The sequence below is a fragment of the Pseudomonas sp. GL-R-26 genome, from assembly GCF_019947365.1.
GTDB lineage: Bacteria > Pseudomonadota > Gammaproteobacteria > Pseudomonadales > Pseudomonadaceae > Aquipseudomonas.
On record NZ_JAGYGI010000019.1, the window covers coordinates 49,508 to 75,212 of the forward strand.

Annotated in this window: 21 protein-coding genes; 8 read left to right on the forward strand and 13 right to left on the reverse strand. The window is 57.1% G+C overall.

Annotated elements, in window-relative coordinates:
* Positions 1 to 5 precede the first annotated feature (5 nt).
* The gene (locus tag KGA96_RS19800) at positions 6 to 1,388 is read left to right on the forward strand and encodes an LLM class flavin-dependent oxidoreductase (protein ID WP_223514504.1); all 1,383 of its coding nucleotides are present in this window, start codon (positions 6 to 8) and stop codon (positions 1,386 to 1,388) included.
* Positions 1,389 to 1,406: 18 nt separating this feature from the next.
* Here KGA96_RS19800 and KGA96_RS19805 read toward each other — a convergent pair whose 3' ends face one another.
* Positions 1,407 to 2,579, reverse strand: a complete 1,173-nt coding sequence (locus KGA96_RS19805; RefSeq protein ID WP_223514507.1) for a DUF1624 domain-containing protein — start codon at positions 2,577 to 2,579, stop codon at positions 1,407 to 1,409.
* A gap of 236 nt (positions 2,580 to 2,815) precedes the next feature.
* Positions 2,816 to 3,214 carry a hypothetical protein gene (locus KGA96_RS19810; RefSeq protein WP_080925272.1) on the reverse strand — a complete coding sequence of 133 codons (399 nt, stop codon included), beginning with the start codon at positions 3,212 to 3,214 and terminating at the stop codon, positions 2,816 to 2,818.
* Between the two features lie 306 nt (positions 3,215 to 3,520).
* Between KGA96_RS19810 and KGA96_RS19815 the strand changes: the two genes are divergently transcribed.
* Positions 3,521 to 3,907 (forward strand): YkvA family protein, encoded by a 387-nt coding sequence (locus tag KGA96_RS19815; RefSeq protein ID WP_223465041.1) that lies wholly within the window; start codon positions 3,521 to 3,523, stop codon positions 3,905 to 3,907.
* Between the two features lie 167 nt (positions 3,908 to 4,074).
* Here KGA96_RS19815 and KGA96_RS19820 read toward each other — a convergent pair whose 3' ends face one another.
* From KGA96_RS19820 to KGA96_RS19830, 3 genes are all read right to left on the reverse strand, one after another.
* The gene (locus KGA96_RS19820; RefSeq protein WP_223514510.1) at positions 4,075 to 4,527 is read right to left on the reverse strand and encodes a chromate resistance protein ChrB domain-containing protein; all 453 of its coding nucleotides are present in this window, start codon (positions 4,525 to 4,527) and stop codon (positions 4,075 to 4,077) included.
* An 83-nt stretch (positions 4,528 to 4,610) separates the two neighbouring features.
* Entirely contained in the window at positions 4,611 to 5,969 is a 1,359-nt protein-coding gene (gene chrA / locus KGA96_RS19825) for a chromate efflux transporter (protein WP_046038271.1), read from the reverse strand.
* Positions 5,962 to 6,906, reverse strand: coding sequence for a chromate resistance protein ChrB domain-containing protein (locus KGA96_RS19830; protein ID WP_223514513.1), 945 nt, complete (start codon positions 6,904 to 6,906; stop codon positions 5,962 to 5,964). Before KGA96_RS19830 ends, chrA begins: the two co-directional genes overlap by 8 nt.
* 538 nt (positions 6,907 to 7,444) lie before the next feature.
* On the opposite strand from KGA96_RS19830, the gene KGA96_RS19835 reads away from it, so the two are divergent.
* Entirely contained in the window at positions 7,445 to 9,568 is a 2,124-nt protein-coding gene (locus tag KGA96_RS19835) for a TonB-dependent receptor (RefSeq protein ID WP_223514516.1), read from the forward strand.
* A gap of 40 nt (positions 9,569 to 9,608) precedes the next feature.
* Here KGA96_RS19835 and KGA96_RS19840 read toward each other — a convergent pair whose 3' ends face one another.
* The 6 genes from KGA96_RS19840 to KGA96_RS19865 form a co-directional block, all read right to left on the reverse strand.
* Positions 9,609 to 10,061, reverse strand: coding sequence for a thiol-disulfide oxidoreductase DCC family protein (locus tag KGA96_RS19840; RefSeq protein ID WP_046038268.1), 453 nt, complete (start codon positions 10,059 to 10,061; stop codon positions 9,609 to 9,611).
* 51 nt (positions 10,062 to 10,112) lie between these two features.
* Positions 10,113 to 10,319: a co-regulatory protein PtrA N-terminal domain-containing protein gene (locus KGA96_RS19845; RefSeq protein WP_223514520.1), complete on the reverse strand. Its 207-nt coding sequence runs from the start codon at positions 10,317 to 10,319 to the stop codon at positions 10,113 to 10,115.
* A gap of 83 nt (positions 10,320 to 10,402) precedes the next feature.
* A complete protein-coding gene (locus KGA96_RS19850; protein WP_223514523.1) occupies positions 10,403 to 11,056 on the reverse strand; it encodes a hypothetical protein in 654 nt (217 codons plus the stop codon).
* Between the two features lie 276 nt (positions 11,057 to 11,332).
* Positions 11,333 to 11,611 carry a DUF2790 domain-containing protein gene (locus tag KGA96_RS19855; protein WP_046038262.1) on the reverse strand — a complete coding sequence of 93 codons (279 nt, stop codon included), beginning with the start codon at positions 11,609 to 11,611 and terminating at the stop codon, positions 11,333 to 11,335.
* Between the two features lie 258 nt (positions 11,612 to 11,869).
* Entirely contained in the window at positions 11,870 to 13,003 is a 1,134-nt protein-coding gene (locus KGA96_RS19860) for a response regulator (protein WP_046038261.1), read from the reverse strand.
* Between the two features lie 117 nt (positions 13,004 to 13,120).
* A complete protein-coding gene (locus KGA96_RS19865; protein ID WP_223514526.1) occupies positions 13,121 to 17,983 on the reverse strand; it encodes a HAMP domain-containing protein in 4,863 nt (1,620 codons plus the stop codon).
* 297 nt (positions 17,984 to 18,280) lie between these two features.
* Here KGA96_RS19865 and KGA96_RS19870 point away from each other — a divergent pair, with 297 nt between their 5' ends.
* Positions 18,281 to 18,922 (forward strand): response regulator transcription factor, encoded by a 642-nt coding sequence (locus tag KGA96_RS19870; RefSeq protein ID WP_046038257.1) that lies wholly within the window; start codon positions 18,281 to 18,283, stop codon positions 18,920 to 18,922.
* Between the two features lie 250 nt (positions 18,923 to 19,172).
* A complete protein-coding gene (locus KGA96_RS19875) occupies positions 19,173 to 19,472 on the forward strand; it encodes a hypothetical protein (RefSeq protein WP_223514529.1) in 300 nt (99 codons plus the stop codon).
* Between the two features lie 281 nt (positions 19,473 to 19,753).
* Here the strand turns inward: KGA96_RS19875 and KGA96_RS19880 are convergent, their stop codons facing one another.
* Positions 19,754 to 20,407 (reverse strand): hypothetical protein, encoded by a 654-nt coding sequence (locus KGA96_RS19880; protein WP_223514532.1) that lies wholly within the window; start codon positions 20,405 to 20,407, stop codon positions 19,754 to 19,756.
* A 276-nt stretch (positions 20,408 to 20,683) separates the two neighbouring features.
* Positions 20,684 to 20,962, reverse strand: a complete 279-nt coding sequence (locus tag KGA96_RS19885) for a DUF2790 domain-containing protein (RefSeq protein WP_008001371.1) — start codon at positions 20,960 to 20,962, stop codon at positions 20,684 to 20,686.
* Positions 20,963 to 21,778: 816 nt separating this feature from the next.
* Between KGA96_RS19885 and KGA96_RS19890 the strand changes: the two genes are divergently transcribed.
* The 3 genes from KGA96_RS19890 to KGA96_RS19900 all read left to right on the forward strand — a co-directional run bounded on the left by KGA96_RS19890 (position 21,779) and on the right by KGA96_RS19900 (position 25,611).
* On the forward strand, positions 21,779 to 23,029 hold the full coding sequence (locus KGA96_RS19890; RefSeq protein ID WP_223514533.1) for an OprD family outer membrane porin: 1,251 nt from the start codon (positions 21,779 to 21,781) through the stop codon (positions 23,027 to 23,029).
* A 160-nt stretch (positions 23,030 to 23,189) separates the two neighbouring features.
* Positions 23,190 to 24,551 (forward strand): spinster family MFS transporter, encoded by a 1,362-nt coding sequence (locus KGA96_RS19895; RefSeq protein WP_046038251.1) that lies wholly within the window; start codon positions 23,190 to 23,192, stop codon positions 24,549 to 24,551.
* Positions 24,552 to 24,636: 85 nt separating this feature from the next.
* Positions 24,637 to 25,611: an AraC family transcriptional regulator gene (locus KGA96_RS19900; RefSeq protein ID WP_223514536.1), complete on the forward strand. Its 975-nt coding sequence runs from the start codon at positions 24,637 to 24,639 to the stop codon at positions 25,609 to 25,611.
* The last annotated feature ends 94 nt before the right edge of the window (positions 25,612 to 25,705 follow it).

Sequence of the window (25,705 nt, forward strand, 5' to 3'; positions counted from 1 at the left end):
CTACGATGTCCGATCCAAAACCTCTGTTGTTTGCGTTATACGAGCAAGCCAGTGTTGGCTGTGGCGGCGCACCGAGCCTCTGGACGCACCCGGCTGACGAGCGACTGACCATCAACTCCCTGGGCTATTGGTCGAACCTGGCACGCATCGCCGACCAGGCTCATCTCGACATGTTGTTTTTTGGTGATGTGCTGGGTTTCTACGATGTGTTTGGCGGTAATGCCGACGCGGCCATGAAGTGGGCGGTGGAAGCACCGGCCAACGATCCGTTGATGATCATTCCGGCATTGGCCGCCGTGACGGAAAACCTCGCCTTCGGCGTGACTGTCACCACCAGTTACGAGCATCCTTTTACCCATGCCCGGCGTTTCAGCACGCTGGATCACCTGACCAATGGCCGGGTCGGCTGGAACATCGTCACCTCCTACCTGACCAGTGCCGCTCGCAACTTCGGTCTGGAGCAGATGATCAAGCACGATGATCGCTATGAACGCGCAGATGAATTTCTCGATGTGGTCTACAAGCTCTGGGAAGGCAGCTGGGCAAATGACGCCGTGGTGGCCGACAAGTCTCGCCAGGTCTATGCCAGGGGCGATCGCGTGCGACCGATCAATCATGTCGGCGAGCATTACCGGGTGGCCGGGCCGCATTTGACGTCCCCGTCACCACAACGCACACCCTTGCTGATCCAGGCCGGTTGGTCAGGCCGTGGTCGCGAGTTCGCGGCCAAGCACGCCGAACTGATTTTCATCGCCAAGTCCAACCCGCTGGAGATTCGCCAGGGACTGGAAGATATATGGACGCAGGCCAGGGCACGGGGGCGTCACGCAGAAGATGTTAAATCACTGACGGTACTGCGCATCGTCACGGCCAGGACCGAGATCGAAGCCCAGCGCAAATATGACGAACTGCAAAGCAACTATCACTTGCAGGCGCAACTGGTGAGCTACGCCGGTGATACCGGTATCGACATCAGCCGCTACGCAGACAGCGACGCGTTGTCCACTCACACCGAAGGCATGACCTCTTATGTGATGCGGCCTGATGGCAGTGGCAAGCCCTTGACCGCCGGCGATGTCAAACAGCGCTTTGCCAACGTCACCCGGGGCAGTGATCTGATTCTGGTGGGAACGCCGCAACAAGTGGCCGACCGGATCGAAGAGCACGCCCGTATTTCCGGCACCAGCGGCTACATGCTCAACCCGCTGATCAGCCCGGGCAGCCTTGAGGACTTCGTTGAGCTGGTCATTCCTGAACTGCAAAAGCGCGGCTTGTATCGCACCCAGCCGCAGAGCGGTACCTTCCGTTCGCGGTTACGGGACGATGGCGCTAGCCATTTACCGGATTCGGCTTACGGCGCCTCGTTCCGCTTTGATAAAGGTTTTTAGGACGGGACAATGTCCTGATCAGAAGTATTTGAGCCAGCTGATATCGCGACGGCGTGCCTTCAATGTCGCGAACCAGCGCACGGGTAAATACAGGGATAAAGCCAAGAGCACCGCCGTCAGCCACACAGCCCAAATGCTGTTGAAACCGAAAAAAGTGCCCTGGTTCAATCCGAACAACGCCACGCTGACCAGATACAGCGCCTTGAGTAGGTAAAGGTGGAGCAAGTAGAAGAACATCGGCGCCGCGCCAAAGACTGCCAAAGCATTGACCCACTTGCGTTGTCGGGCCCGTTCCAGGGTACGAAGCAGTAACAGGCCCACTCCCAGCGTCAGCGAAAGGAACAGCAGGGAAGGTGGGTATTTTGTAATGTTGAAGAAACTCATCAGGGTTTGCGTGAGGCCTTCATGGGCGACCCAATGCGCCTCGCCATAACCATCGACGGCTCGCAGTGCGACAAATCCGACCAATGTCCCGACCCCTGTAAATAGCAGAGTATGTTGACGCTTCGCGGCCAAAACCTGGCCGGCAAACCAGGGGCCGATACTGTATCCAAGGGCGATCACACCGATCCACGGCAGTACAGGATAAGAGGTACGCAGACGCAAGCCGTCGGAGAATTCGATCCAGCCGCGATCATGCAGAATCGCCCAAGGTATATGCATGGGCGAGCCTGTCGCGAAGTGAACATTATCCAACAGGTTGTGCCCGGCCACGATCACCAGGCCCAGGCAGCACAGAACGGGCCTGGGTAACCAAACCAGTCCGGCCAGGGCAATCATGCAGATGCCAATGGCCCAGATCACTTGCATGTAGATTGCCGTAGGCGGGAACTGAAAGGTCCAGGCGAAATTCACCAGGGTGAACTCCAGCAGTACCAGGAACAGACCGCGCTTGAACAAAAAGGCTGACACATCGCCCTTGCCCTGGTGCTTTTGGCCATACAGGTAAGCGGACAGTCCGGTGAGCAGTATGAAGACCGGCGCACACAAATGAGCAAGTGTGCGGCTGAAAAATAGCGCCGGCTCAGTGGATTCGATGTCCATCGGGTCTGTTACCTGACGGTGCAAAAAGAACGTTTCGCGCACGTGATCCAACAGCATCAGGAGGATTACCAATCCCCTCAGGGCATCAATGGACAGCAGGCGTTGGTTCAAGCTTGTGATGGGCGGGATGTGGGTAGAAGTTGTCATCGAATGTCGCAAGCAGGGAGTGGATGGCTCTGCCAGTGGCGACTGACAGCTTATAGTTTTATAGGATATAACATAACATCTATGTCTGCTTCGTGGGCATTCGCATGGGGTGGCTAATTCGGTGTCATCGGCACTTCGAGGGGGACGGCGTTTGCATATTGCCTTCAACGCCGACGAGGAGGGCGCAAGCGGGGCGCTCGTATCTCGTCGACGTTTTTAAGCTGCTGGGCATCGCACTAGCGACGATAGTAGCGGCGATCGTCCTCGTATCGGTACCGCATGGCCCGATCCTGATGGCGTTCCCAATCACGATGGCGTTCTGCTTCTCGGCGGGCTTGTTCTCTGCGCCAGTTATCTCTATGCCAGTCGTCTCGGCGCCAATCGTCTCTACGAGAGTGCCAGCGGCCGTCATGCCAGTATCGGTCTTCATGGGCAAGCAACGGCCCTGGCTGCTTGTCGGCCATACTGGCCAAGGTCGGCCAAGGGTTGGCGGCAGCCTGGACCGGAGACTGAACTGCTGTGACTTCAGGTGCCAAAACAGGGGTTGAGGTCTTCATCTGTGTAGCTGATGCCGAGCCCACTGCCGCGAACGCGAACAGGCCGAAGAGCACCATCCGTGGGTCATGGAATTTCATGCGCGAAGACAACCTCTGATTGATATTTGGACGTGTGGCCATCCGGCTGCGGGAAGCTTGCGGGTTCGCGCTTAACGATCGGATGTGCCTATCCACATAGACCGATAAACAGGAAAAAGTTCTAGGGGGGCGCTGTTTAAATAGCCTACGACATAAGGGGGCGGCCCCTTTGAGGATTGCTATCTCGATGTCCGCTCATGGCTGATTGCTGCCTGTCACGACCGGTTGAATCCACTACCCATAGCAGTCAATCACCCAAGGCGCTACGCTCGCAGGCACGCTCCTTCAGGTACTGACAATTACGACATGAAACGCATACTTGATCGTTTACGCGGCTGGGCCAGAAAGCTAAAACGGCAAACCATGGTTCTCTGGTTTTGCTATCAGCATCCGCAGACACCTTGGTTACCCAAATGGATTTCGGTTTTTGTCGTGGCGTATGCGCTGAGTCCAATCGACCTCATTCCTGATTTCATTCCTGTGCTTGGATACTTGGACGACGTGATCATCTTGCCGCTTGGCATTCTGCTCGCTATTCGCTTGATGCCTGTGCAGGTGCTCGAGGAGTGTCAGGTCAAAGCGAGTGAGTGGGAGAAAAGCCAAGTGAGGCCGCCAGCGAACAGGTTTGCTGCGGTAATCGTTGTATTTGTTTGGTTCGTTGCTGCGGGGATTTTGGGGGCTTACTTTCTTTGAATAGAAGTCGCGTCCCCATGACCGCTTCTGGCCGATTGGTGCCTATCGCGAAGGGTCACAAACGCCTCATTGCAGAGAATTGCCTTCGCAACAATTAGCCAAATGACGATCACAGTCACTAATGTAGAAAGCCCAGCGCTAGGCTGGGCTTCGGTTGGCGAGTTTCCTCACATCTGCGGAGGCCAGTTATGTGATTCACTTTGGCACTCCTTGCACCAAGCGTAGAGCGCGTCATACATGATCAGACCGTGTGCCAGCATTTCATGGTCGTCGGCAAAGCACCGCGATAACCCTAGTGAAATCGCGTACAGCCCAGCCGATTGTGGGGTCATCTCCAGGTGTGAGGTGTCAGCGCCACGCACGATCTTGGCCAGATAGTGCAAGGCTGGTTCACTGAGGTGGTACTTTTTCAGGAACGCATCGAAACTGCACAATTCGCCCAAATGAGTCAGCTCTACGCCGGGAATGTCGTAGGGTGCAGCGTCTTTCTCCGCTGCAACCCGCAGCACATCAGCGCTGGGCACGTATAGAAACTCGGGCTGTGGATCTATGAAACGGGTGATTAACCAAGGACAGGCAATACGGTCAATCTTGGGTCGTTCACGGGTAACCCACCTCATGAGACACCTCCTGCCTAATTCAGTAGGCTGGGTGATCAGGCGAGCCCAATGCCCGCCAGAGATTGCTAATCAACGGGTGTTTTCTAGCGCAGTAGATACACTGCCAAGCCGACGAGCGCACAGCCCATCAATACCTGGATGACGCCCCTCTTGAAGCGAAACAGGGCAACCGCGGCGGCAATCGCGATCAACGCTGAAGGCCAGTTGAGGTTACCGCTGAAGCCCTTTGGCCAAAGCACGTGATAGCCGAAGAAACACGCCAGATTGAGGATCACGCCAACCACTGCGGCGGTTATGGCGGTAAGCGGTGCCGTGAATTTGAGTTCGTTGTGGGTCGACTCTACCAGCGGGCCACCCGCGAGGATGAACAGGAACGAAGGCAGGAAGGTGAACCATGTCACCAAGGCTGCCGCGATAGCGCCAGCCAGAAACAACTGATCGGCCCCGAAAACTTGCGAGACATAGGCTCCGACAAAACCCACGAAGGCCACCACCATGATTAGCGGCCCAGGTGTGGTTTCCCCCAGAGCCAAGCCGTCAATCATCTGAGTCGGGGTTAGCCAACCATATTGACCTACCGCGCCTTGGTAGACATACGGGAGCACAGCGTAGGCTCCACCAAAGGTCAGCAACGCCGCCTTGGTAAAGAACCAGCCCATCTGGGTCAAGGTGCCTTCCCAGCCAAAGAGGGCGGTCAGTATTCCCATCGGCAATGCCCATAACGCCAAGCCGATCAGAGCGAGCAACGTCAGTTTCAACCAACTGAACCGGGCATGCTCAGGGGACGGCGTGTCGTCATCGATCAAGGCTGGGCCAAAGGACTTTTTCGTAGCGCTGTGGCCCCCCGCTCTGAACTTCTCGGGCGCCAGACGTCCGCCGACATAACCGATCAATGCAGCTCCCAGCACAATCAATGGGAACGGCACATTGAACGTGAAGATCGCGGTAAACGACGCCGCCGCTATCACCCACAGCCAATTATTTTTCAGCGCCCGTGAGCCGATCCTATGGGCCGCCTGCACGACGATGGCTGTTACGGCGGGCTTGATCCCATAGAAGAGCCCTGCCACCACAGGCACTTCACCGAAGGCGATGTACATCCACGACAGAGCGATCAGGATGAACAATGAGGGCAGGACAAACAGTCCCCCCGCAATCACTCCACCCCAGGTTCTATGCATCAGCCAACCGATGTAGGTTGCCAATTGCTGGGCCTCCGGCCCAGGCAGCAACATGCAGTAATTGAGGGCATGCAGGAAGCGACGCTCGGAGATCCAGCGCCGCCGCTCTACCAGTTCCTGGTGCATGATCGAAATTTGTCCCGCTGGCCCACCGAAGCTAATAAAGCCGAGCTTAAGCCAGAACCAGAATGCCTCACGCAAACTGATCGGTTCAGGTTTCGACAGATCCACTTCAATCGTTGATGCCGAAACCTTATTCATTAGGTTGTTCCTCTTTCACGAATCCGGCGAGCAGGCCGTCGAAGATGGCGCTTGCAGCTGTCAGCAAATGGTCGTCGTGGGTAATGGTTTCACGTAGTCCTGCCAGCACGCGTTCGATGCCGGCAGCCTCTACCGGCTGAATGCCTCCGACATCGAGGTAATGCACCAAAGCCGCAATGCGGTTCAGGCCGGACTCTTGAAGCTCAAAACTGGCTTGCAAGGTTTCGAAGCTCACGCGGTTACCGACATGGCTGAAAGCGGCGTCATCGAAGTCGAAGCCCAACACATCGGCCGGACAGTCCTGTGGAGTGTCCAACCAGAGGATCTGAGCGTCAGGGTCAATGAAGCGACGGATTAACCAGGCACAGGCCAGGCGGTCAACCCAAGGACGCTTGCGGGTTGCCCAAACACGCCCCTGAAAATCGCCACGATTGAGTGCTGTTATGGGGTGGTTACGGCTGTGTGGTTCGTCAGGAAACAAGGCTCTGCTGACGGCAATTTCAAGTGCTTGCAAGGCGACGTCAATCTGCTGCTTCGGCTTACCTGGGAAGTAATCGATGTTGGTCAACTGGTCGTAGGTTTTGCGCAATTTGCGAACCTGTTTCGTGGTGGCCAATGCGTTTTCAGGATTGAGCCGTCCACGGCATTCTTCGATCTCTGCGTTTAGTTTGCTGTAGTCATCGCTACGGTCGAACAACTCGACAAAACGCTCACCGTTAGGATCTATGACAGGCAGGATAAATACGGTCCCGTTGATGGCCAGGATGTCGCGCTCGACAACTGCGAGCGCTTCACGACAGACACTGGTATCGGGCAACAGATAGGCGCCATCACGCAGAACCGCCGCACCAGCAGCTTTCAGAGCACGCCAGGCTCGCATGCGTTCGGTGGCATTCGCTGTGGGTAAGCCGAGAATCAGTGCCAGCCAGGTTTTCATGTAGAGATCGCTATTTATTTTGTAGTAAAAGCTACATTACCCCTGATCTTAGTGTTTGAAAACCCGTCTTTCAGAAACAGGATTTCTGCGAGGCTAGCTGGAGGGGGGAGCTATGAGTGCAAGCAGCATCAATTGATGCGTTCTGATGCAAACCGTGTCAGAAAGGCGTTTCTCATTCTTTAGACGGCAATAGTGAATGGCCGATCACTGCCCGTCACCTTAAGTGATGCCTCTCATTTGCCATCACTGTGTCCACTGTCTGCCCCGATGACGTTTTCTGTCGAAGACGACTCTCCGGCAGATCGTCGATGGCACATTGCCGGCTGTGAGAGGCTGAGCTGTATCCGCCTACCCTGAGCGCCAGATATCGAACTGTAACGGCCCGAGGCTTGACGTCGGGACGGAGCGTTGATGTCGACCATCTATTGAATTGAGACGATCGTCCTGAGTGACGTCAATCATTTGTATCGGAATGATATGTATTTACTTACAAAAGATAATCGTTATTATTCGCGCCATAATTCACACAAAGGTGTCCATGGTGGCTCGATCGCGCATTTACCCAGCCTCTCTGTCGTTGCTGGGCGTTCTGGTTGTACCTGATTTACAGGCAGAAACGGGGTCTGCCCTGACTCTACCGGCAACCGCTGTGAACAGTGAGTACAACGAGCAGAGCTACATGTCGACCGAGAGCAGGAGCGCGCTGAAGATCGATGCTCCGCTACGGGATATCCCGCAAACCGTCAACGTGGTTCCCCAGAGCGTCATCAAGGATCAGGGGGCTCAGTCGATGGAAGACGTGCTGAAGAATGTCCCCGGTATCGGCCTGTCCAATGGGGACGGCCAGCGCGACCAGGTGACCATCCGTGGTTTCAGTGCCATTGGCGACATGTACATCGACGGCATTCGCGACGATGCGCTGTACTTCCGGGATCTGTCCAACGTCGAGCGGGTGGAAGTGATCAAGGGGCCGGCCGCAGTGCTCTATGGCCGAGGCTCTTCGGGGGGGCTGATCAACAGCATCAGCAAGACCCCCAACTTCGCACCCAGGCAGGAGGTCGGCGTCAGTGTCGACAGCGAGGGCAAGAAACGCACTCAGTTCGATGCCGGTTGGGCCGATCAGCAGCACGGCGATAAAGCCTTTCGTGTGACAGGTGCGCTGGAGAACAGCGACACCTTCCGGGATGACGGCTACATCGACCGCAAGGCCATCGCGCCTTCGGCCTACTTCAAGCTCTCGGATGATCTGGAACTGAACCTGGGCGCTAACTATCTGTATGACAAGCGCCTGATCGACTTCGGCATTCCGGCACGAGGCGACCGACCGGTCGATGTGGACCGCGACAAGCGCTTTGGCGCCGCCGACCCGGATGATGACTACACCCGCAGCGAAGTGTTCTCGTTCACGGCAGGTGTCGACTACCGGATCAACGACGATTTCAGCCTGAGCAATACCAGTCGCTACTACCACTACGACCTGGATCGCAACAACACACTCGCTGACACCAGCCCGACACGTTTCGTCACCGCCCCCAATGGTGAACTGCTGGTAAAACTCAACCGCGGCAACGTGCAGCGCAAGGAAGACGGCTGGTTCAACCAGACCGAACTCAACCAGCGCGTCGTGCTTGCCGGGATGAACCATAACCTGCTCTATGGTGTGGAGCTGGGGCGCCAGGTGAAGGACCAGTCAAGTTTCAGCCAATCCAATGTGGCCAGGGTGCCGGTGTACCGCGATGCCCTGGTCGACGTGCCGTTCCAGGCCAACCGGCAAACCGCCAAGGGTACCAACACCCAGGACACCGCCGGCTTCTACATACAGGACCTGATCGAACTGGCGCCACAGTGGAAGGCACTAGTGGGAGTGCGTTACGACGTGTTCGACCAGGAGTACGCCGATGACCTGACGCATAGCGAGCTGTCGCGCACCGATACAACCTGGAGCCCGCGAGTCGGTCTGGTCTACCAGCCTGATCAAGTGCAGTCCTATTACGTCTCGGTGAGCCGTTCCTACCAACCTTCCGCCGAGATGTTCGCCCTGAGTACGACCAACCAGGATCTTGAACCAGAGGAGACCACCAACTTCGAGATCGGCGGCAAGTGGGACCTGCTCGACAATCGCCTGGCGTTGACGGCGGCGCTGTTCCGCCTGGAACGCACCAATATGAAAACCAGCGATCCGGCGAACCCGACCAAACTGGTGCTTGCCGGTGAGCAGCGCACCGATGGCCTTGAGCTGACCGCCAGCGGGCAGTTGAGTGACAAATGGCAGGTCTATGCCGGTTACGCCTATCTGGATGCCGAGATCACCAAGTCCAACAGCTTTACCAACGGTGTCGCCAACGAAGGCCAGGTACCCACCTTGACGCCGCGCCACAGCGCCAACCTGTGGTTGGTGCGTTCGCTGACGCAAACCTGGCGTGTGGGCATGGGGGCCAACTATGTCGATGATCGCTATACCGCGCTGGATAACAATGTGGTCATGCCGGCTTATACAACCGTGGACGCCGCGCTGCTGTACAACGAGCCGAAATGGGACATGGCCCTGCGTCTGCGCAACGTTTTCGACAAGGACTATTACGCTTCGGCGCATGGTTCGGTGGATCTGATCACGCCCGGTGCCCCACGGACGCTGGAGCTGAGCACCAACTATCGCTTCTGAGTACAGACCTGAAGAACAGGCGCCCGGCATAGTCGGGCGTTCATAGGGGGGCTTTCAAAAAGCGCTGTTCATGATCAGGATCCGGCAACAGGCAGGTGTCGTACTTCCCGAAGAGCCGATAACGATTAAGCGCAATGCGGTCGTATGCCCAATCTCGAAGTTTGCGAGGGAAGATGCGCAGCAGATTCACCGGGCGCCAGCGTGCGGGAAACTGGGCGATGACTTCGAAAAAAGCTTGCGAACGCTCCCAGTAGTGTCGGTCGCGGATCACCGCCATGGTGTGGAATTGATCCATGGGCAAACCTGCCCACGCGAGCAGAGCCTGCCCCTCGGGTGACTGAACCGCCGCCAGCCGCAGGCGCCGCTGGCGGTCATGGCGAATCAAGAACCTCACCCAGCCATTGCATAGCTTGCAGACACCGTCGAACAAGACCACCGTCTCTCCTGGTTTGAGCAGGGGCGCAGGTGAGGGGCGGATTTGCGAGGCTGGCATTCGAGGCTCGAGGTCGCACATTTCAGTTAGCCGGGGGGCGCGCTAAACAGATCAGCTTTTGGCGCGATCGGTCGCCTTGGCTTTGCTTTGAGCGACAGTGGCTTCAGCTTTCTGCTTCTGGGCTACCTGGTAGGTTTCCATCGAGACTTTCCGGGCTGACTCCATGCGTGCGAAGGTCCGGTCACCGCCACCTGTGGCCATCGCCAGGGAAGAGGCGGTCAGAGTGGCGACTACGAAGAGGGCTTTCATGGATTTCATTTGGGTATCCTCAAGTGACATTTTGTAAACAGCTAACATCGGGTTTTATTGGCTAAAGCTGAACGTCCTTGTTCATCCTGGACTCACCATCCAGCCAGGGCGGCGTTTCCTGTTGACCAGGTGCCTTGCTCCTTACGCGCTTCGGCGTCTCTGTTCTTTGCAAAGGCAGTGAGCAGTACCATCGCCGCGAATCCACCGACGATGAGTACCGGATAGGCTGCCAGCAACTCCACCAGCGAGTACTTCCAGGCCAGCGGACGACCAACCCCCAGCATGGCGGCATAGAACCACGACACGCCAGAGAGGGCGCCGGAGAACAGCGCCAGCATGCGCAGGTTGAAGGAAAGCTTGAGTAACGAACCGGCTTTTTTCAGCGCCGGCAATACAGCGCTATGCAACAGGAAGCCGTTAAAGGTCAACAGCACAACGATGCCGATTTTGGCTTGCAATTTTGGATTGAGGAAATACTCCATCCCCTTGCCGGCATAATCGATCCCGACAATGCCAATGCCCGTAATCCAAAGCGCTACCAGTGCAAGCGATACGGTTTTTTGAAGGCTTTCCATGTGCGCGTCATCTTGGTGACCTGACGCATCCCCCTTCAGGAGTTGCTTGACCATTGCAATGTCGCTGGTCAAGACCAGCCCGATTGCCACACAGCAGGCGATAAGATGAAAATATACAACGCCCAAACGAACATATTCCACGGTGGACGAAGAGAACATACTAAGTTCCATGGTTACCTCTTGGCTTCAGTGAATCAATAGTGCTCTCGGCACGGCTTAATTGGAGTTTGCCGTTGCTGGTTGCAATCAAGATTCAGCAGTTATTATCAATTAATCTTGTGACATTACGCCGCCAAGATAATGGTGAGTTTCTCGAATGAACTATTAGTCATTCGATCATGTCCATTTTCAGGTAACAAAAAACATCATCGGCACTGGGTGCATATGAGGTTTAACTTCCGCTTCTGGGGTGGGCAGACGAGGCCCGGAACTCTATCGACGAGTGGATCAGACAATACTGGCGGGATTGGCCGAGCTTCCGCCCCATTCGAGGAAACGGATCTTGTGAACCTCGCCCTCGCTGTCCAGGTAGACCACAGTCACCGGTACTACGCCGGTCTTGTCGGATGTATCGGTGCGCTGCAGTACTTGTTTCACATCGATTTCCATTCCGTAGTGGTAATCGACGGCCGAGACATGCGCACCGGGCTCTTGCAGGCCGTTCTGGTCGAAGACGCTTGGTGCGAGACTGGAAATCACGGCACTTACTACTGTGGCCATGTTCATTAGGCTGTACCTCTGCTGAAGTTCGCTTGACGGGGACCTAATGTGACATGTCTTGGAAGTGAAGTTCACTTTACCGCGACGAACGTGCCCGTTTGAAAAGCCTGTAGTGGCTGCAAACTCCCGGCAATTCCCCGCGCTTGACGCCTTTTGACCATTCGTCCTTTAAACCCCGTATTTGTTGGCAAAAGTCCGTTTTTTTAGGGAGGTCATGACATGTCATGACGGATTTTCACGCAAGGTGAAGCAGTGCCATCCGGGTCAGTCGAGTGGAAGCGATATCATTAATTTCGTTCCTTTGTCCGGTGCGCTGTCGATCGTGAATTCCCCTCCCAGCATGCTGATGCGTTCCTTCATTCCCACCAGCCCGAACGAGTTCAATTTTTTGCGATCCGTCATGCCTACGCCGTTGTCTTTGATCTGCAGGTAAAGCCGGCGACTCTCCCTGGAAAGTTCGATATGCACCTGTGTCGCTTGCGCGTGCCGGGCAATATTCGACAGCGATTCCTGCACGATGCGGAACAGAGTCGTGGCGGATTTTTCATTCAGATCGCAACGGAAATTTTCGTCTTTCGCCGACATCGTGCAATCGATCGCGTTGCGCTGCCGGAACTCTTCAAGTTGCCACTCGATCGCTGCCTGCAATCCCAGATCGAGTACGGGTGGCCGGAGATCATTGATGATACTGCGGACACTGCGGATGGCTGTATCGAGTTGATTCAGAGCATCGCTGACCTTTTCGTTGAGCTTGGGGTGCAGGGTACTGGTGCGCGTCTGCAACATGGAGACATCGATTCGCAACGCCAGCAGACTCTGTCCCAGCTCGTCATGGATGTCGCGAGCGATCCGCTTTCGCTCTTCTTCCTTTATGTGCTCCTGATAGGAGGCCAGTTCACGCAACTGCAGCTTCGATTGCAGCAATTCTTCGGCCTGCATCGTCAGTTTGCGCTGCAAGTAGAACAGGTCGACAAAGACCCGGATCTTGGCGTGAAGAACCTCGGCCACAATCGGCGAGAAGATGTAATCCACTGCGCCGGACGTATAACCGCGGAAACGCTCGGAATCCGTGTCGGCCTCCGCTGTGACGAAGATAATGGGCGTGTGGGCCGACTTCGGGCGGCCGTGAATGAGTGCAGCGGTTTCAAAACCGTCCATCACCGGCATTTTTACGTCGAGCAGAATGACGGCGAAGTCGCGCTGCAATAGCAGGCGCAGCGCCTCGCGCCCGGACGTCGCCGTGGCAATATCGAGGCCCATGTCGGCAATCACCGCAGCGAGCGCCGTAAGCTTGGCGGGATTGTCATCCACCAGCAGCACGGATGCCGGCACGCCATCAGGCGGGAGCGGGTGCCGCACCTGGGCGCTCTCATTGAATACCGGAGGTTCCTGCTGCATGTTTATGCCACTTCTGTTTGCGCTAGCGCCTCTTGGCGTTACGGCAACACCGGTAACATCGAGCCGGCCTTGCGCACCTTGCCACCTTTGCTGTCGCGCAATGAGCGCGATACAGCGTCATCGATAGAGCCATTTGCGCATCAGTGACAGCAGTTGGTCGGTATCCACCGGCTTGCTGACATAATCCGAGGCTCCTGCCTCGATGCACTTTTCACGGTCACCCATCATCGCCTTGGCCGTCAGCGCAATCATGGGCAGGGTTTCAAATCTCTTGAATGTGCGGATCTGGCGCATGGTTTCAAAGCCATCCATCTCGGGCATCATGATGTCCATCAGCACGATGTCGGTATCGGGCTGCTGCTGCAGCAGTTCTATGGCGGTTCGGCCGTTTTCGGCTGTGGCCACCAGCATTTTGTTGCGCTCAAGCACGCTGGTCAGGGCAAAGATATTGCGCACGTCATCGTCGACCACCAGGGCCTTTTTACCCTCCAGACTGTCCGAACCCTCATAGAGTTTTTCCAGCATTCTGCGCTGGGTCTGCGGCAGCCTGGCTACGACACGGTGTAGAAACAGCGCAGTTTCGTCGAGTATGCGCTCGGGGGACTCAACGGCCTTGATGACGCCCTTGCCGAGCAGTGTCCTGAAACGCTCGTGTTCCGGCTTGCTCAGTGTCTCTGCACCATAGGCGACGATCGGCAATTCACGCAGAGCATGGTCTTCCTGCAGTGCCTCGAGAAAGCTGATGCCGGATGCGTCGGGCAGTTTGAGATTGATTGCCATGCAGTCGTAGCGTTTCTTTGCCAGTTTCTTCAAGGCTTCCACGTCGCTGGCGGTCGTTTCGATCTTCACGTCGGTGTTGCCGAGCAGATCGAGGATGCGGGCGCGGCTCCCATCGTTGCCGTCGACGAGCAGCAGGCTTCTGGTCTTGCGCCGAGCGAATGCCACGATGCCGACCAGCGCATTTTGAATCTCCTCGGCTGTGACCGGCTTGAGCAGATAGTCGAAAGCACCATAGCGCAGCCCGCGTGTGTGGTCGTCAGCGGTCGAGATGATCTGGACCGGGATGTGACGCGTGGCGAAATTGCGCTTCAACTGTTCGAGCAGTGACCAGCCATCGATGTCCGTCAGGCCCGGGTCCAGGGTGATCGCGGCGGGTTTGAAGCGCTCGACCAGCTCCAGTGCATCCGCGCCACGGGTCGTGACGATAGCCCTGAACCCCTTCTGGTGCGCGGCCTCGAGCAGAATGCTGGCGAATCGGGCGTCGCCCTCGAGCATCAGCAGCACTTGGTCCCCGGGTTGGACAGACTCGCGGTCGTCCGGTATCTGAACAGACGGGCTCGACATGAGATCGCGCCTGACTTGCCCTGGCACTGCCTCTGTCGTTGATTCGTCTAGCGTCTGACGCTGGGTATCCTGTGTACGCAAGGGCACGTACAGCGCGAAAGTACTGCCCTTGCCGATCTCACCGGGGATCAGCCGCAGCTCACCGCCCAACCGGTGTGCGAGCTCGCGGCTGATCGACAGGCCTAGGCCGGTGCCGCCGTATTTTCGTGAGGTTCCGGTGTCTCCTTGCTGGAACGCTTCGAAGATGAGCTTCTGCTTGCCGGCAGATACGCCAATGCCGGTGTCGGTGACCACGAAGGCGACCACCGCATCGGCACGATTGAGTTCGCTGTTATCCACGCTCCACCCGGACACAGCGGGTTCGATGCTGATCTTGACGCTGCCTTGCTCAGTGAACTTGAAGGCGTTGGACAGCAGGTTCTTGACCACCTGCAGCAGGCGCTTTTCGTCGGTCCGGATGACGGGGGGCAGGGCAGGCGCCAGTTCAATCGTGAAGGTGAGGCCCCGGCTTTCGGCGACCGGCCGGAAGGTGCGTTCGATCTGGTCGTGCAGATCGGCGAACAGCGCTTCATTCAGATCCAGTGTGACCGTGCCCGACTCGATCTTGGACAGATAGAGAATCTCGTCGATCAGCTCCAGCAGGTCTTTGCCCGCGCTACGGATGGTCTTGGCATATTCGACCTGCCTGGGCGTGAGATTGTGTTCCGCGTTGTCGCTGAGCTGCCGGGCCAGGATCAGCAAGCTGTTCAATGGCGTTCTGAGCTCATGGGACATGCTGGAGAGGAATTCGGACTTGTACTTCGAGGTCAGCATCAGCTGCTCCGCCTTCTCCTCCAGCGACAGCTTGGTGATTTCGACTTCGCGGTTCTTGCGCTCGACTTCGGCTTTCTGCTCCGCCAGCAGTCCAGCCTTGTCCCCCAGTTCCTCGTTGGTCTGTCTCAATTCTTCTTGTTGCTTTTGCAACTCCTGCGCCAGGGATTGCGACTGCTTGAGCAGTTCTTCAGTACGCATATTGGCTTCGATTGTGTTGAGCACGATACCAATCGATTCAGCAAGCTGATCAAGGAAGGTTTGATGAATGATGCTGTAGCGCGTGAACGACGCCATTTCGACGACGGCCTTGACCTTGTTCTCGAACAGGATCGGCAACACGATGATATTCAGCGGGGCGGCCGCACCCAGTCCCGATGAAATCGCGACGTAATTGGCGGGTACATCGGTCAGCAGGATGCGCCGTTTCTCGTAGGCGCATTGCCCGACCAGGCCCTCGCCGAGCCGCCACTCATCGTTCACATTGATGTTGCCCTTGTACGCATAAGCGGACAGCAGTTTGAGTTTCGCAGGATCGGGCGGGTTCTCGTTCATCATGTAGAACACACCGTGCTGAGCGTTGATCAGCGGAGCCAGTTCAGACAGCACCATCTTGGAGACTGCCGACAGATCGCGCTGGCCCTGCAGCAGACGGTTGAATTTCGCGAGATTGCTCTTGAGCCAGTCCTGCTCCGCGTTTTGCCGCGTGGTTTCCCGCAGGTTGCGGATCATCTCGTTGACGTTGTCCTTCAACTCCGCCACTTCACCCTTTGCTTCCACCTCCACGTAACGGGTCAGATCGCCCTTGGTCACGGCAGTCGCCACGTCGGCAATTGCGCGCACCTGATTGGTCAGGTTGGCCGCCAGACCGTTCACGTTGTCGGTCAGATCGCGCCAGGTGCCGGCCGCACCCGGCACGTTGGCCTGGCCCCCCAGCTTGCCCTCGACGCCCACTTCACGCGCCACCGAAGTCACCTGATCGGAGAACAGCGCCAGCGTATCGGTCATACCGTTGATGGTGTCGGCCAGTTCGGCGATCTCACCCTTGGCTTCCAGTGTCAGTTTCTTCTTCATGTCGCCATTGGCTACTGCGGTCACCACTTTGGCGATGCCTCGCACCTGGCTGGTCAGGTTGGCCGCCATGAAGTTCACGTTTTCGGTCAAATCCCGCCAGGTGCCGGACACGCCTTGTACCTGTGCCTGTCCCCCGAGCTTGCCTTCGGTGCCGACTTCGCGCGCCACCCGCGTCACTTCGGCGGCAAAGCTATTGAGCTGGTCCAACATGGTGTTGATGGTGTTTTTCAGCTCCATGATTTCGCCCTTGGCTTCCACGGTAATCTTGCGCCCCAGGTCGCCTTTGGCCACCGCCGTCGTCACGTCGGCGATGTTGCGCACCTGATTGGTCAGGTTGGCCGCCATGCTGTTGACCGAGTCGGTCAAGTCTTTCCAGGTTCCACCGACGCCCGTCACCCTGGCCTGGCCTCCGAGCTTGCCGTCAGTCCCCACTTCGCGAGCCATGCGCGTCACTTCGTCGGCAAAGGTCGAGAGCTGGTCCACCATTGTGTTGATGGTTTCCTTGAGCTGGAGAATTTCACCCTTCGCTTCGGCTGTGATCTTGCGTGACAGGTCGCCGTTGGCCACTGCCGTCGTCACGTCGGCAATGTTGCGCACCTGGGTGGTCAGGTTGGCCGCCATGCCGTTGACCGAATTGGTCAAGTCCTTCCAGGTACCGGACACGCCGGTCACTTCGGCCTGTCCGCCCAGTTTGCCTTCGGTACCGACTTCCAGCGCGACGCGTGTCACCTCCGAGGCGAAGCTGGAGAGCTGGTCCACCATCGTGTTGATAGTGTTTTTCAGTTCCAGAATTTCGCCCTTGGCTTCAACGGTAATTTTCTTGCCGAGGTCGCCGCGCGCCACCGCCGTCGTCACCTGTGCGAGGTTGCGCACCTGGGTGGTCAGGTTGGCCGCCATGCCGTTGACCGATTCGGTCAGGTCGCGCCAGGTGCCTGATACGCCGCGCACTTCCGCCTGACCGCCCAACTTGCCTTCGGTACCGACTTCCAGCGCCACGCGGGTCACCTCTGCAGCGAAGCTCGAGAGCTGGCCGACCATCGTGTTGATGGTGTTTTTCAGCTCGAGAATCTCACCCCGGACTTCGACGGTAATCGTCTTGCCCAGATCGCCTTTGGCCACCGCGGTCGTCACGTAAGCGATGTTGCGCATCTGGGTGGTCAGATTGGCGGCCATGTCGTTGACGGAGTCGGTCAGGTCTTTCCAGGTGCCGGACACCCCTTTGACATTGGCCTGCCCACCGAGAATCCCTTCAGTGCCGACTTCGCGCGCCACACGGGTGACCTCGGAAGCGAAGGAGCCCAGTCGAGTCACCATGGTATTCACGATACTGGCGGATTTGAGGAACTGGCCCCGCAGTTTCAGGCCGTCGAGTACCGGTGGTACCTGCTGGCTCAGATTACCGTCGGCAACCGAGCCGATAACGCGAATCATCTCGTTCATCGGGCTGATGAGGTCGCTGGTGAGCGCATTGCTCGAGTTGACGATCTTTTGCCATGAGCCTTTCATCATCGGCAATTGGATACGCTCATCGACCTTGCCCTGCTTGCCGATCAGTCGCGCCACCCGTTCGAATTCGGTGGCGGTGTCGGCCGCCATGTCGATGATCTCGTTGAGCGTGTCGGCGATCTTGCCCGGCATGCCGGTCCAGTCTTCCGGCATCCGCGTGGTGAAGTCACCATTGCGCAACGCCTTCAGCGCTCTGAGCAACGTCTTCATGTCGATAACTTCGATCGGTGTCGTCACTGTGGCCATGTCTATGTCCAGTCAAGATGGATGCCACGCGCAAGGCGTCATGCAGGAGCCGGCATTGCAGTATTGACCATGCTGAAAACCGAGCGTTGGCTTACGAAATATTAGCAAGGTTGGCGCAATGCCCCGGATTCTGGGGAAATTGACCGGGAACAGGCCGTTCCAACCGATTGCACCCGCTGTCCGGAGAAGTGAGCACTAACGCCTGAGGCAAAAGTGCAAGTGTGCTCTGTGCCTGCTAACGTCAAACGCTGCAGCAGATTCCATGGCTTGCTGGCCACTGGTGAATGGAAAATACAGATGGTTGACCACAAAATCAGAGTCTTGCTGGTGGATGATCACAGCATCGTGCGTAATGGCGTGCGACGCATGTTGGAGACTGCCGGCGAGATCGACGTTACGGGTGAAGCAGAGACGGCACAAGAGGCAATGCTCCTGGTCCGGGAGCAGGATTTCGACGTGGCGCTGGTAGATATTCAGCTGCCCGACAAGACCGGCCTCCAGCTCCTCAAGCTCATGCGTGCAGAGAAACCCAAGCTCGCCGTTCTGATGCTGAGCATGCATTCGGTCGAGGCCTATGCGTTACGCGCGATCAAGCTCGGCGCAGCGGGATACCTCACCAAGGATATTTCCGCAGCCACCCTGGTTACGGCAGTTCGCAAGGTGGCCACAGGCGGCAAGCACGTCAGTCCTGAGCTGGCAGAAAAACTGGTCAACGCTATCGGCAGAGGCGACGGGGCACCCCACGAAGCGCTATCCGACCGGGAGCTTGAAGTACTGAAGCTCCTCGCTTCAGGCGAGAGGATTGTGCGCATCGCTCAGATATTGCACTTGAGCCCGAGTACCGTCACGACGTACCGGGCACGTATCCTGGAAAAAACCGGGATGGACAGCAACGCGAAACTCGCCCGCTATGCACTCGAAAACGGCCTGTTGACTTAGAACACCCAGCCATCGACGCAGCCGGGCCACTCAACCGTTCTCGGCATCCTCCACACTCTGCGGCACATGCCCAGCTTCGCCGGATCCAGCCCGCTTGTAGTGGAATCACTACAAGCGCTTGGCCGATATCGCGACAAGGAAGCCCTGCTAACGTCGATAGCGGGGTCTGTTCCAATCAAGCATATTTACCTCTCGGCAAATTTTCGTCCGCTGCATTCATGTTGAATCAATGTTCTGACTGGAGGACGTCATGATGATAGGTTATTGGTTATGTGCGTTGCTGTGGGGTGTGGTGCTGCTGGAGGAGATCCAGCTCATGCCCCTTCAGGAATGGAAAGACGAGGGTCTGAAAAAAGTTCTGTTGTTGCGCCGGACCAGAGCCCGGACTGGCTACTTTATTGCCTTGATCGCGGGCGCCATGTGCCTTTATAGCGAACTCCTGGTGGCGTCGGTCGACCAGAGCATTTTCAATCCGGAGCTGATACTTGCCCTGTGTGGTGTTCTTTGGGGTGCTTATCTTTCCGTAGTCTGTATGAAGGGCAAGCGATAGACGCCTATCATCCGAGGTTAGCGGACGAGTTCCAGGCGCGCGGCATTATTGATCGGGATAAGCGAAAGGATCTGAGGCGACGGAGCATAATGCTCGTGCTGTCGAGGCGGATTCAACACACTGGATTGGGTGTAGGCGGGATCTTGGTCAAACCGGCGCTGGCAGCACCTTGGGTGCTACCAGCGAGGCTAGAGGCTGCACACTTCTGTCAGCCGGGTTTGTGTGAACTGCTAACAGCGGGATTTACTGGCTAAAGCTGAACGTCCTTGTTCAACCTGGCTTCACCATCCAGCCAGGGCGGCGTTTCCTGCTGACCAGGTGCCTTGCTCCTTACGCGCTTCGGCGTCTCTGCTTTTTGCCCAGGCAGTGAGCAGTACCATCGCCCCAAAGCCGCCGACGATGAGAACCGGATAGGCTGCCAGCAACTCCACCAGCGAGTACTTCCAGGCCAGCGGACGACCAACACCCAGCATGGCGGCATAGAACCACGACACGCCAGAGAGGGCGCCGGAGAACAGCGCCAGCATGCGCAGGCTGAAGGAGAGTTTGAGTAACGAACCGGCTTTTTTCAGCGCCGGCAATACAGCGCTATGCAACAGGTAGCCGTTAAAGGTCAGCAGCACAACGATGCCAATCTTGGCTTGCAATTTTGGATTGAGGAAATACTCCATCCCCTTGCCGGCATAATCGATCCCGACAATGCCAATGCCCGTAATCCAAAGCGCTACAAGTGCAAGCGATACGGTTTTTTGAAGGCTTTCCATGTGCGCGTCATCTTGGTGACCTGACGCATCCCCCTTCAGGAGTTGCTTGACCATTGCAATATCACTGGTCAAAACCAGCCCGATTGCAACGCAGCAGGCGATAAGATGAAAATATACAACGCCCAAACGCACATATTCCACGGTGGACGAAGAGAACATACTAAGTTCCATGGTGACCTCTTGGCTTCAATAGTGAATCAACTTGGCTTTCGGCACGGCTTGATTGGGATTTACCGTTGCTGACTGCCATTTAGATCCAGCAATTGTTATCAGTTAATCTTGCGACATTATGCCGTCAAGATAATAGTGAGTTTCGCGAATGAACTATTAGTCATTCGATCATGTCCATTTTCAGGTAACAAAAAACATCATCCGCACTAAGTGCATATGAGGTTTAACTTCCGCTTCTGGGGGGCTGAGAGGCCCGGAACCCGATCGACTGGTTGATCAGGCAATGCTGGTTGGGTCGGCGGGGCTTCCACCCCATTCGAGGAAACGGATCTTGTGAACCTCGCCTTCGCTGTCTTCGTAGACCAGGGTCACCGGTACCACGCCGGTCTTGTCGGATGTATCGGTGCGCTGCAATACCCGCTTCACATCGATCTCCATTCCGTAGTGGTATTCGACGGCGGAGACATGCGCGCCGGGTTCTTGCAGGCTGTTCTGGTCGAAGACACTGGGTGCGAGACTGGAAATCACTGCACTGACGATTGTGGCCATGCTCATAAGGCTGTACCTCCACTGACGTTTGCTTGACAAGGACCTAATGTGACACGTGGTGAAAGTGAAGTTCATTTCACCGCGACGAACGCGCCCGATTGAAAAGCCTGTAGTGGCTGCAAACTCCCGGCAATTCCCCGCGCTTGACGCCTCTCGACCATTCGTCCTTTAACCCCCGTATTTGTTGGTCAAAGTCCGTTTCTGAAGGAGGTCATGACATGTCATGACTGATTTTCACGCAGATGAATCATGCTTTCAGGCAGGGCACCAGGCTGTAGTTGGCTTGTACTTCGACGATACGCAGTTTGCACCGTGGCGGCAGCGCTCAGGCTGTCTGCATCAGGCTGCGCAATTGGAGAATCGCCTGCGCAATCGGGGAGGTTGGCGGGCAGTGCAATCGCTAGTTTAGGGCCCATCCAACAACAAGACCTCGCTGAAGGAAGGCTTATGCAATACAGGCTTGCCATCTCCCACTGTGTGCCCTGCGCTTTTGAGTCGACTAAGGGAAACCTTTAGCCGGGTTGAAGTTTTCCCCCCTACGGATGCTGTTCATCTCGATATCGGCGCGGCGCCTGCTGGCTTACCTTGGGTAGACAAGAGGCGTGTCGTCGTGGCGGACTGTTCCATTGAGCCCGCTTGGCGTTTTACCCCATAACAACAATAGGCCTGACAATGCTCGAACCCATCGTCCTTTATATCCCTGATGCAATCCGCCTTCCTGCGCAAGAAGGCTCGGTGTTCGGCTGCCGGCATTTTTAGTTTTTAGTTCAAATCTGCTCCTATAAATACAGTGCCCAGCACATACAGATGTGGAGAAGTTAGATGTTTCAGGTAAAACAATCTTGCCGTGGGCTCGGTATTGCCAGCGTGTTGGGAATTATCTGTTCGCCATTGGCAGCCTATGCCGATGTTGTTGATGACAGTCACTTGAAAGTGGATACGCGCAACTTCTACTTGCACCGCAACTACACCAATACCAATGCGCCGTTTTCGCAAGTGCATAGTTGGTCTCAGGGTTTCGATGCGCAGTTTACTTCCGGTTACACCGATACGGCCCTGGCGATCGGTCTTGATGTGGATGCGCAATACGCCGTGCGCCTGGATTCGTCGGGCAACGACGGTTCGCTGCCCTTCAGCGTCCACGACCAGCAGACGGCCGATGATTACAGTCGCGCCGGTGCAACCTTCAAAATGCGCTACAGCAAGACCGAGTTGAAGGTGGGTGACCTTCGCCCACAATTGCCGGTGGCGTACGATGACACCAGTCGGCAACTGGATACGATCTATCAAGGGGCGGTGGTCGAGTCCAAGGAAGTCGATGGGTTGACAATGACCGGTGGCCGGTTCTGGTCTGCCGTGACACGGGAGTCTTCCAACCACGAGAAACTGTACAAGTTTGGCTCCACCGATAATCTCGACAGTGACGGCCTGGACTTCGGCGGCGCAACTTACGACATTACCAAGAACCTGCAAGCCAGTTATTTTTATGGCGTGTTGCACGATATTTATCAGCAACACTATTTCGGCCTGATGCATATGGCTGACTTGGGTAATGGCTACAAACTTAAAACCGACTTGCGCTACTTCAATAACAATGAAGATGGCAATGCCTTGAACGGTGAGATCGACAACCGTTCCTACGGTGGCTTGTTCACCTTGCTCAAAGGCGCCCACATGTTTGGCCTCAGTTACCAGCGCATGCTCGGTGACAGCGTGTTCCCGACGATGAACGGTTTTATCCCGCAACCTTACCTGGTGCACTGGTCGTCCCTGGGGTTTGTCCGCCCGGGTGAAAAGTCCTGGGGCGCGCGCTACAGCTATGACTTTGCCGGGATGGGCATGCCGGGGCTGAAGCTCTACACCCGCTACATCAAGGGTACCAACTGGAACCGTGGCAACAACCTGAGCGACAACCAGGAAAGCGAACGTTTTCTGGGGCTCAGCTACGTGGTACAGAGCGGGGCGCTACAAGGCCTGGGGCTGGACCTGCGCAACATCGATGTGAAACAGAAGTACGGCTACGACTACAACGAATTCCGTGTCGCCACGACCTACACCTGGAAGTTCTGGTAAGCCCGGTCCATTCAGAGTTTGACCCCATAACAATAAGAGGCCTGACCATGTTCGAACCCTTTGTCCTTTACATCTGCCCCGCAACTTCCCAGTCGGTGTGCTGTGCACCGTCACCCGGCGCGCTGCGCGCATGAGCGGATTCCAAGAGGAGCAAACACTAGTGAATATCCAGGTCGATAACGCGGTCCTGCAACGGCAGAAGAAGAAAACCTACATTTACGAGTGGTACGTGGTCGGCTTGTGCATGATCGCCTACATCTTTTCATTTGTGGATCGGCAGATTCTGGCGCTGATGATCGAACCGATCAAAGCCGACCTGCAGATCAGCGACACCCAGTTCAGCTTGCTGCACGGGCTGGCCTTTTCGTTGTTCTACGCCTTCATGGGCATGCCCATCGCCTACCTGGCGGACCGCTTTTCCCGGCCGAAGATCATCGCCGTCGGCGTGGTGTTCTGGAGCCTGGCGACTGCCGCCTGCGGCATGAGCAAGAACTTCCTGCACATGTTCCTCGCCCGCATTGGCGTCGGCGTCGGCGAAGCGGCCCTGTCGCCTTCGGCCTACTCGATGTTCAGCGACATGTTCCCCAAGGAAAAACTCGGCCGCGCAGTGGGCATCTACTCGATCGGCTCGTTCGTCGGTGGTGGCCTGGCCTTCCTGGTGGGCGGCTATGTGATCGCGATGCTCAAGGACATGAACACCATCGAGGTCGCCTTTCTCGGTGCGATGAAGGCCTGGCAGCTGGCGTTCTTCATCGTCGGCTTGCCCGGTCTCGTGGTCGGCCTGTTGATCTGGCTCACCGTGCGCGACCCGGCGCGCAAGGGGCTGCAGGTGGATGCGCAGGGGCGGGCGAAGAAGGTCGCGATGAGCGATGGCTTGCGTTTTCTCGGCCGCCACCGTGCCACCTTCACCTGTCACTATCTGGGCTTTTCGTTCTACGCCATGGCCCTGTTCTGCTTGATGAGCTGGAGCCCGGCGCTGTACATCCGCAAGTTCGGCCTGTCGCCGATGGAGGCGGGCTACATGCTCGGCACCGTGCTGTTGGTGGCCAACACCGCCGGGGTACTGTTCGGTGGATGGCTCACCGATTATCTGGCCAAGAAAGGTCATCAGGACGCTGCCATGCGCACTGGCGTCATTGGTGCCCTCGGCATGGCGGTGCCGGCCGTGCTGTTCCCGCAAGTCGATCAACTGTGGCTGTCGGTGACCCTGTTGGTGCCAGCGATGTTCTTCGCCTCGTTCCCGATGCCAGCGTCCACGGCGGCGATGCAGATCCTCGCGCCGAACCAGGTGCGCGCACAGGTCTCGGCCGTGTTCCTGCTGATCAGCAATCTGCTGGGTCTGGGCCTGGGCACTACGCTGGTGGCGCTGCTGACCGACCGCTACTTCGGCTCGCCCGCGGCGGTGGGGTCGTCGATGTCGCTGGTGATCTGTGGCGCATCGGCGTTGACCGTACTTCTACTATGGCGTGGTTGCCGTCATTTCCGCGAAAGCTATGCCCGTGAGCACCCAACCCGGGCTTGATTGGTCATAGTCCACGATCGGCGCCCCGGCCTCGCTCCTGTTAAAGGGAGCGGGGCCGAGGTGCTCCAGGTCAGGAGAACCCTTGATGTTGAATGATGTACACCTGTTGGAACGGCACAGCCTGCTCAGCTCGGCCGATTACCGCGAGATCAAGGATAAGGTCAGCCAATACCTGTGCCCGCACAGCTTCAACGTGCTGCGTGACGAGCCCATTTACACTCGGCTCAACGGCGTATTCTTCGGCGATTCGGCGCTGCTCGACCTGCGCTATGGCGCACCGGTGGAGATCACCATCGGCGACATTGCCGATCAGTACCTGTTTCGCATTACCTTGCAGGGGCATTGCGAGGTTGCCCATGGGCGGCGCAGGGCGGCGATGCAGTCGGGCTATCTGAGCGTTTCCTCGCCGTTCGCGCAAAGCCGCATCGTCACCGATGGCGAGTGCCGCAACCTGATCCTGCGCGTCGACCGTGATGCCCTGGAGACCCAACTGCAGCGCATGCTCGGCCGCAGCCTGCGGCAGTCGGTGATCTTTGATGTCAGCGTCGACCACCTGGGCGCCGGCGTCGTCAGCCTCTATCACACCCTGGATTACATTTGCCGGTTGTACGGCAGCGGCGTGGACGGTTCGCGCCTCGCCAGCGGCCTGTCCGAATACCTGATGCAACTGCTGCTCACACAGTTGCCGCACAACTACTCGGCGGATCTGTTGATCGATTCGCGCGCGCCGCTGCCGCACCACGTGAAGAAGGCCCGTGACTACATCGAGGAACACCTCGACGAACCGATCAGCCTGACGACCTTGAGCGAGCTGTGTGGCGTCTCGGTGCGCACCTTGCAGAACGGCTTCAACCAGTTCCTCCAGCAGGCGCCGGTCGAGTACATCCGCGACCGGCGCCTGGCGGTGATCCACGAGTCGCTCAAACAGGGCAGGGCCGGTGAAACCGTCACCGATATCCTGTTGCGTCATGGCATCAACAGTTTCGGGCATTTCTCCAGCGCCTATCGGCATCGCTATGGCTGTCTGCCGTCGGACACACTGCGGCGGCAGAAGCACTGAGACTCCTGCGCAATCCGTCATTCGGCTGCGCAATCGGATGAGTCTGTGGCGGTGCGGCTCGATAGGATCGAGTCTCTAACAAAAAGGAGTATCT

What these genes read in the sequence shown, in the direction of transcription:
- KGA96_RS19860 (WP_046038261.1), bottom strand. Translation starts at nt 13,003, where the DNA reads ATGCAGCAGGAACCTCCGGTATTCAATGAGAGCGCCCAGGTGCGGCAC.
- KGA96_RS19830 (WP_223514513.1), bottom strand. Translation starts at nt 6,906, where the DNA reads ATGAAAACCTGGCTGGCACTGATTCTCGGCTTACCCACAGCGAATGCC.
- KGA96_RS19820 (WP_223514510.1), bottom strand. Translation starts at nt 4,527, where the DNA reads ATGAGGTGGGTTACCCGTGAACGACCCAAGATTGACCGTATTGCCTGT.
- KGA96_RS19800 (WP_223514504.1), top strand. Translation starts at nt 6, where the DNA reads ATGTCCGATCCAAAACCTCTGTTGTTTGCGTTATACGAGCAAGCCAGT.
- KGA96_RS19850 (WP_223514523.1), bottom strand. Translation starts at nt 11,056, where the DNA reads ATGGAACTTAGTATGTTCTCTTCGTCCACCGTGGAATATGTTCGTTTG.
- KGA96_RS19880 (WP_223514532.1), bottom strand. Translation starts at nt 20,407, where the DNA reads ATGGAACTTAGTATGTTCTCTTCGTCCACCGTGGAATATGTGCGTTTG.
- KGA96_RS19815 (WP_223465041.1), top strand. Translation starts at nt 3,521, where the DNA reads ATGAAACGCATACTTGATCGTTTACGCGGCTGGGCCAGAAAGCTAAAA.
- KGA96_RS19845 (WP_223514520.1), bottom strand. Translation starts at nt 10,319, where the DNA reads ATGAAATCCATGAAAGCCCTCTTCGTAGTCGCCACTCTGACCGCCTCT.
- KGA96_RS19840 (WP_046038268.1), bottom strand. Translation starts at nt 10,061, where the DNA reads ATGCCAGCCTCGCAAATCCGCCCCTCACCTGCGCCCCTGCTCAAACCA.
- KGA96_RS19890 (WP_223514533.1), top strand. Translation starts at nt 21,779, where the DNA reads ATGTTTCAGGTAAAACAATCTTGCCGTGGGCTCGGTATTGCCAGCGTG.
- KGA96_RS19865 (WP_223514526.1), bottom strand. Translation starts at nt 17,983, where the DNA reads ATGGCCACAGTGACGACACCGATCGAAGTTATCGACATGAAGACGTTG.
- KGA96_RS19805 (WP_223514507.1), bottom strand. Translation starts at nt 2,579, where the DNA reads ATGACAACTTCTACCCACATCCCGCCCATCACAAGCTTGAACCAACGC.
- KGA96_RS19885 (WP_008001371.1), bottom strand. Translation starts at nt 20,962, where the DNA reads ATGAGCATGGCCACAATCGTCAGTGCAGTGATTTCCAGTCTCGCACCC.
- KGA96_RS19835 (WP_223514516.1), top strand. Translation starts at nt 7,445, where the DNA reads ATGGTGGCTCGATCGCGCATTTACCCAGCCTCTCTGTCGTTGCTGGGC.
- KGA96_RS19855 (WP_046038262.1), bottom strand. Translation starts at nt 11,611, where the DNA reads ATGAACATGGCCACAGTAGTAAGTGCCGTGATTTCCAGTCTCGCACCA.
- KGA96_RS19870 (WP_046038257.1), top strand. Translation starts at nt 18,281, where the DNA reads ATGGTTGACCACAAAATCAGAGTCTTGCTGGTGGATGATCACAGCATC.
- KGA96_RS19875 (WP_223514529.1), top strand. Translation starts at nt 19,173, where the DNA reads ATGATGATAGGTTATTGGTTATGTGCGTTGCTGTGGGGTGTGGTGCTG.
- KGA96_RS19900 (WP_223514536.1), top strand. Translation starts at nt 24,637, where the DNA reads ATGTTGAATGATGTACACCTGTTGGAACGGCACAGCCTGCTCAGCTCG.
- KGA96_RS19810 (WP_080925272.1), bottom strand. Translation starts at nt 3,214, where the DNA reads ATGAAATTCCATGACCCACGGATGGTGCTCTTCGGCCTGTTCGCGTTC.
- chrA (WP_046038271.1), bottom strand. Translation starts at nt 5,969, where the DNA reads ATGAATAAGGTTTCGGCATCAACGATTGAAGTGGATCTGTCGAAACCT.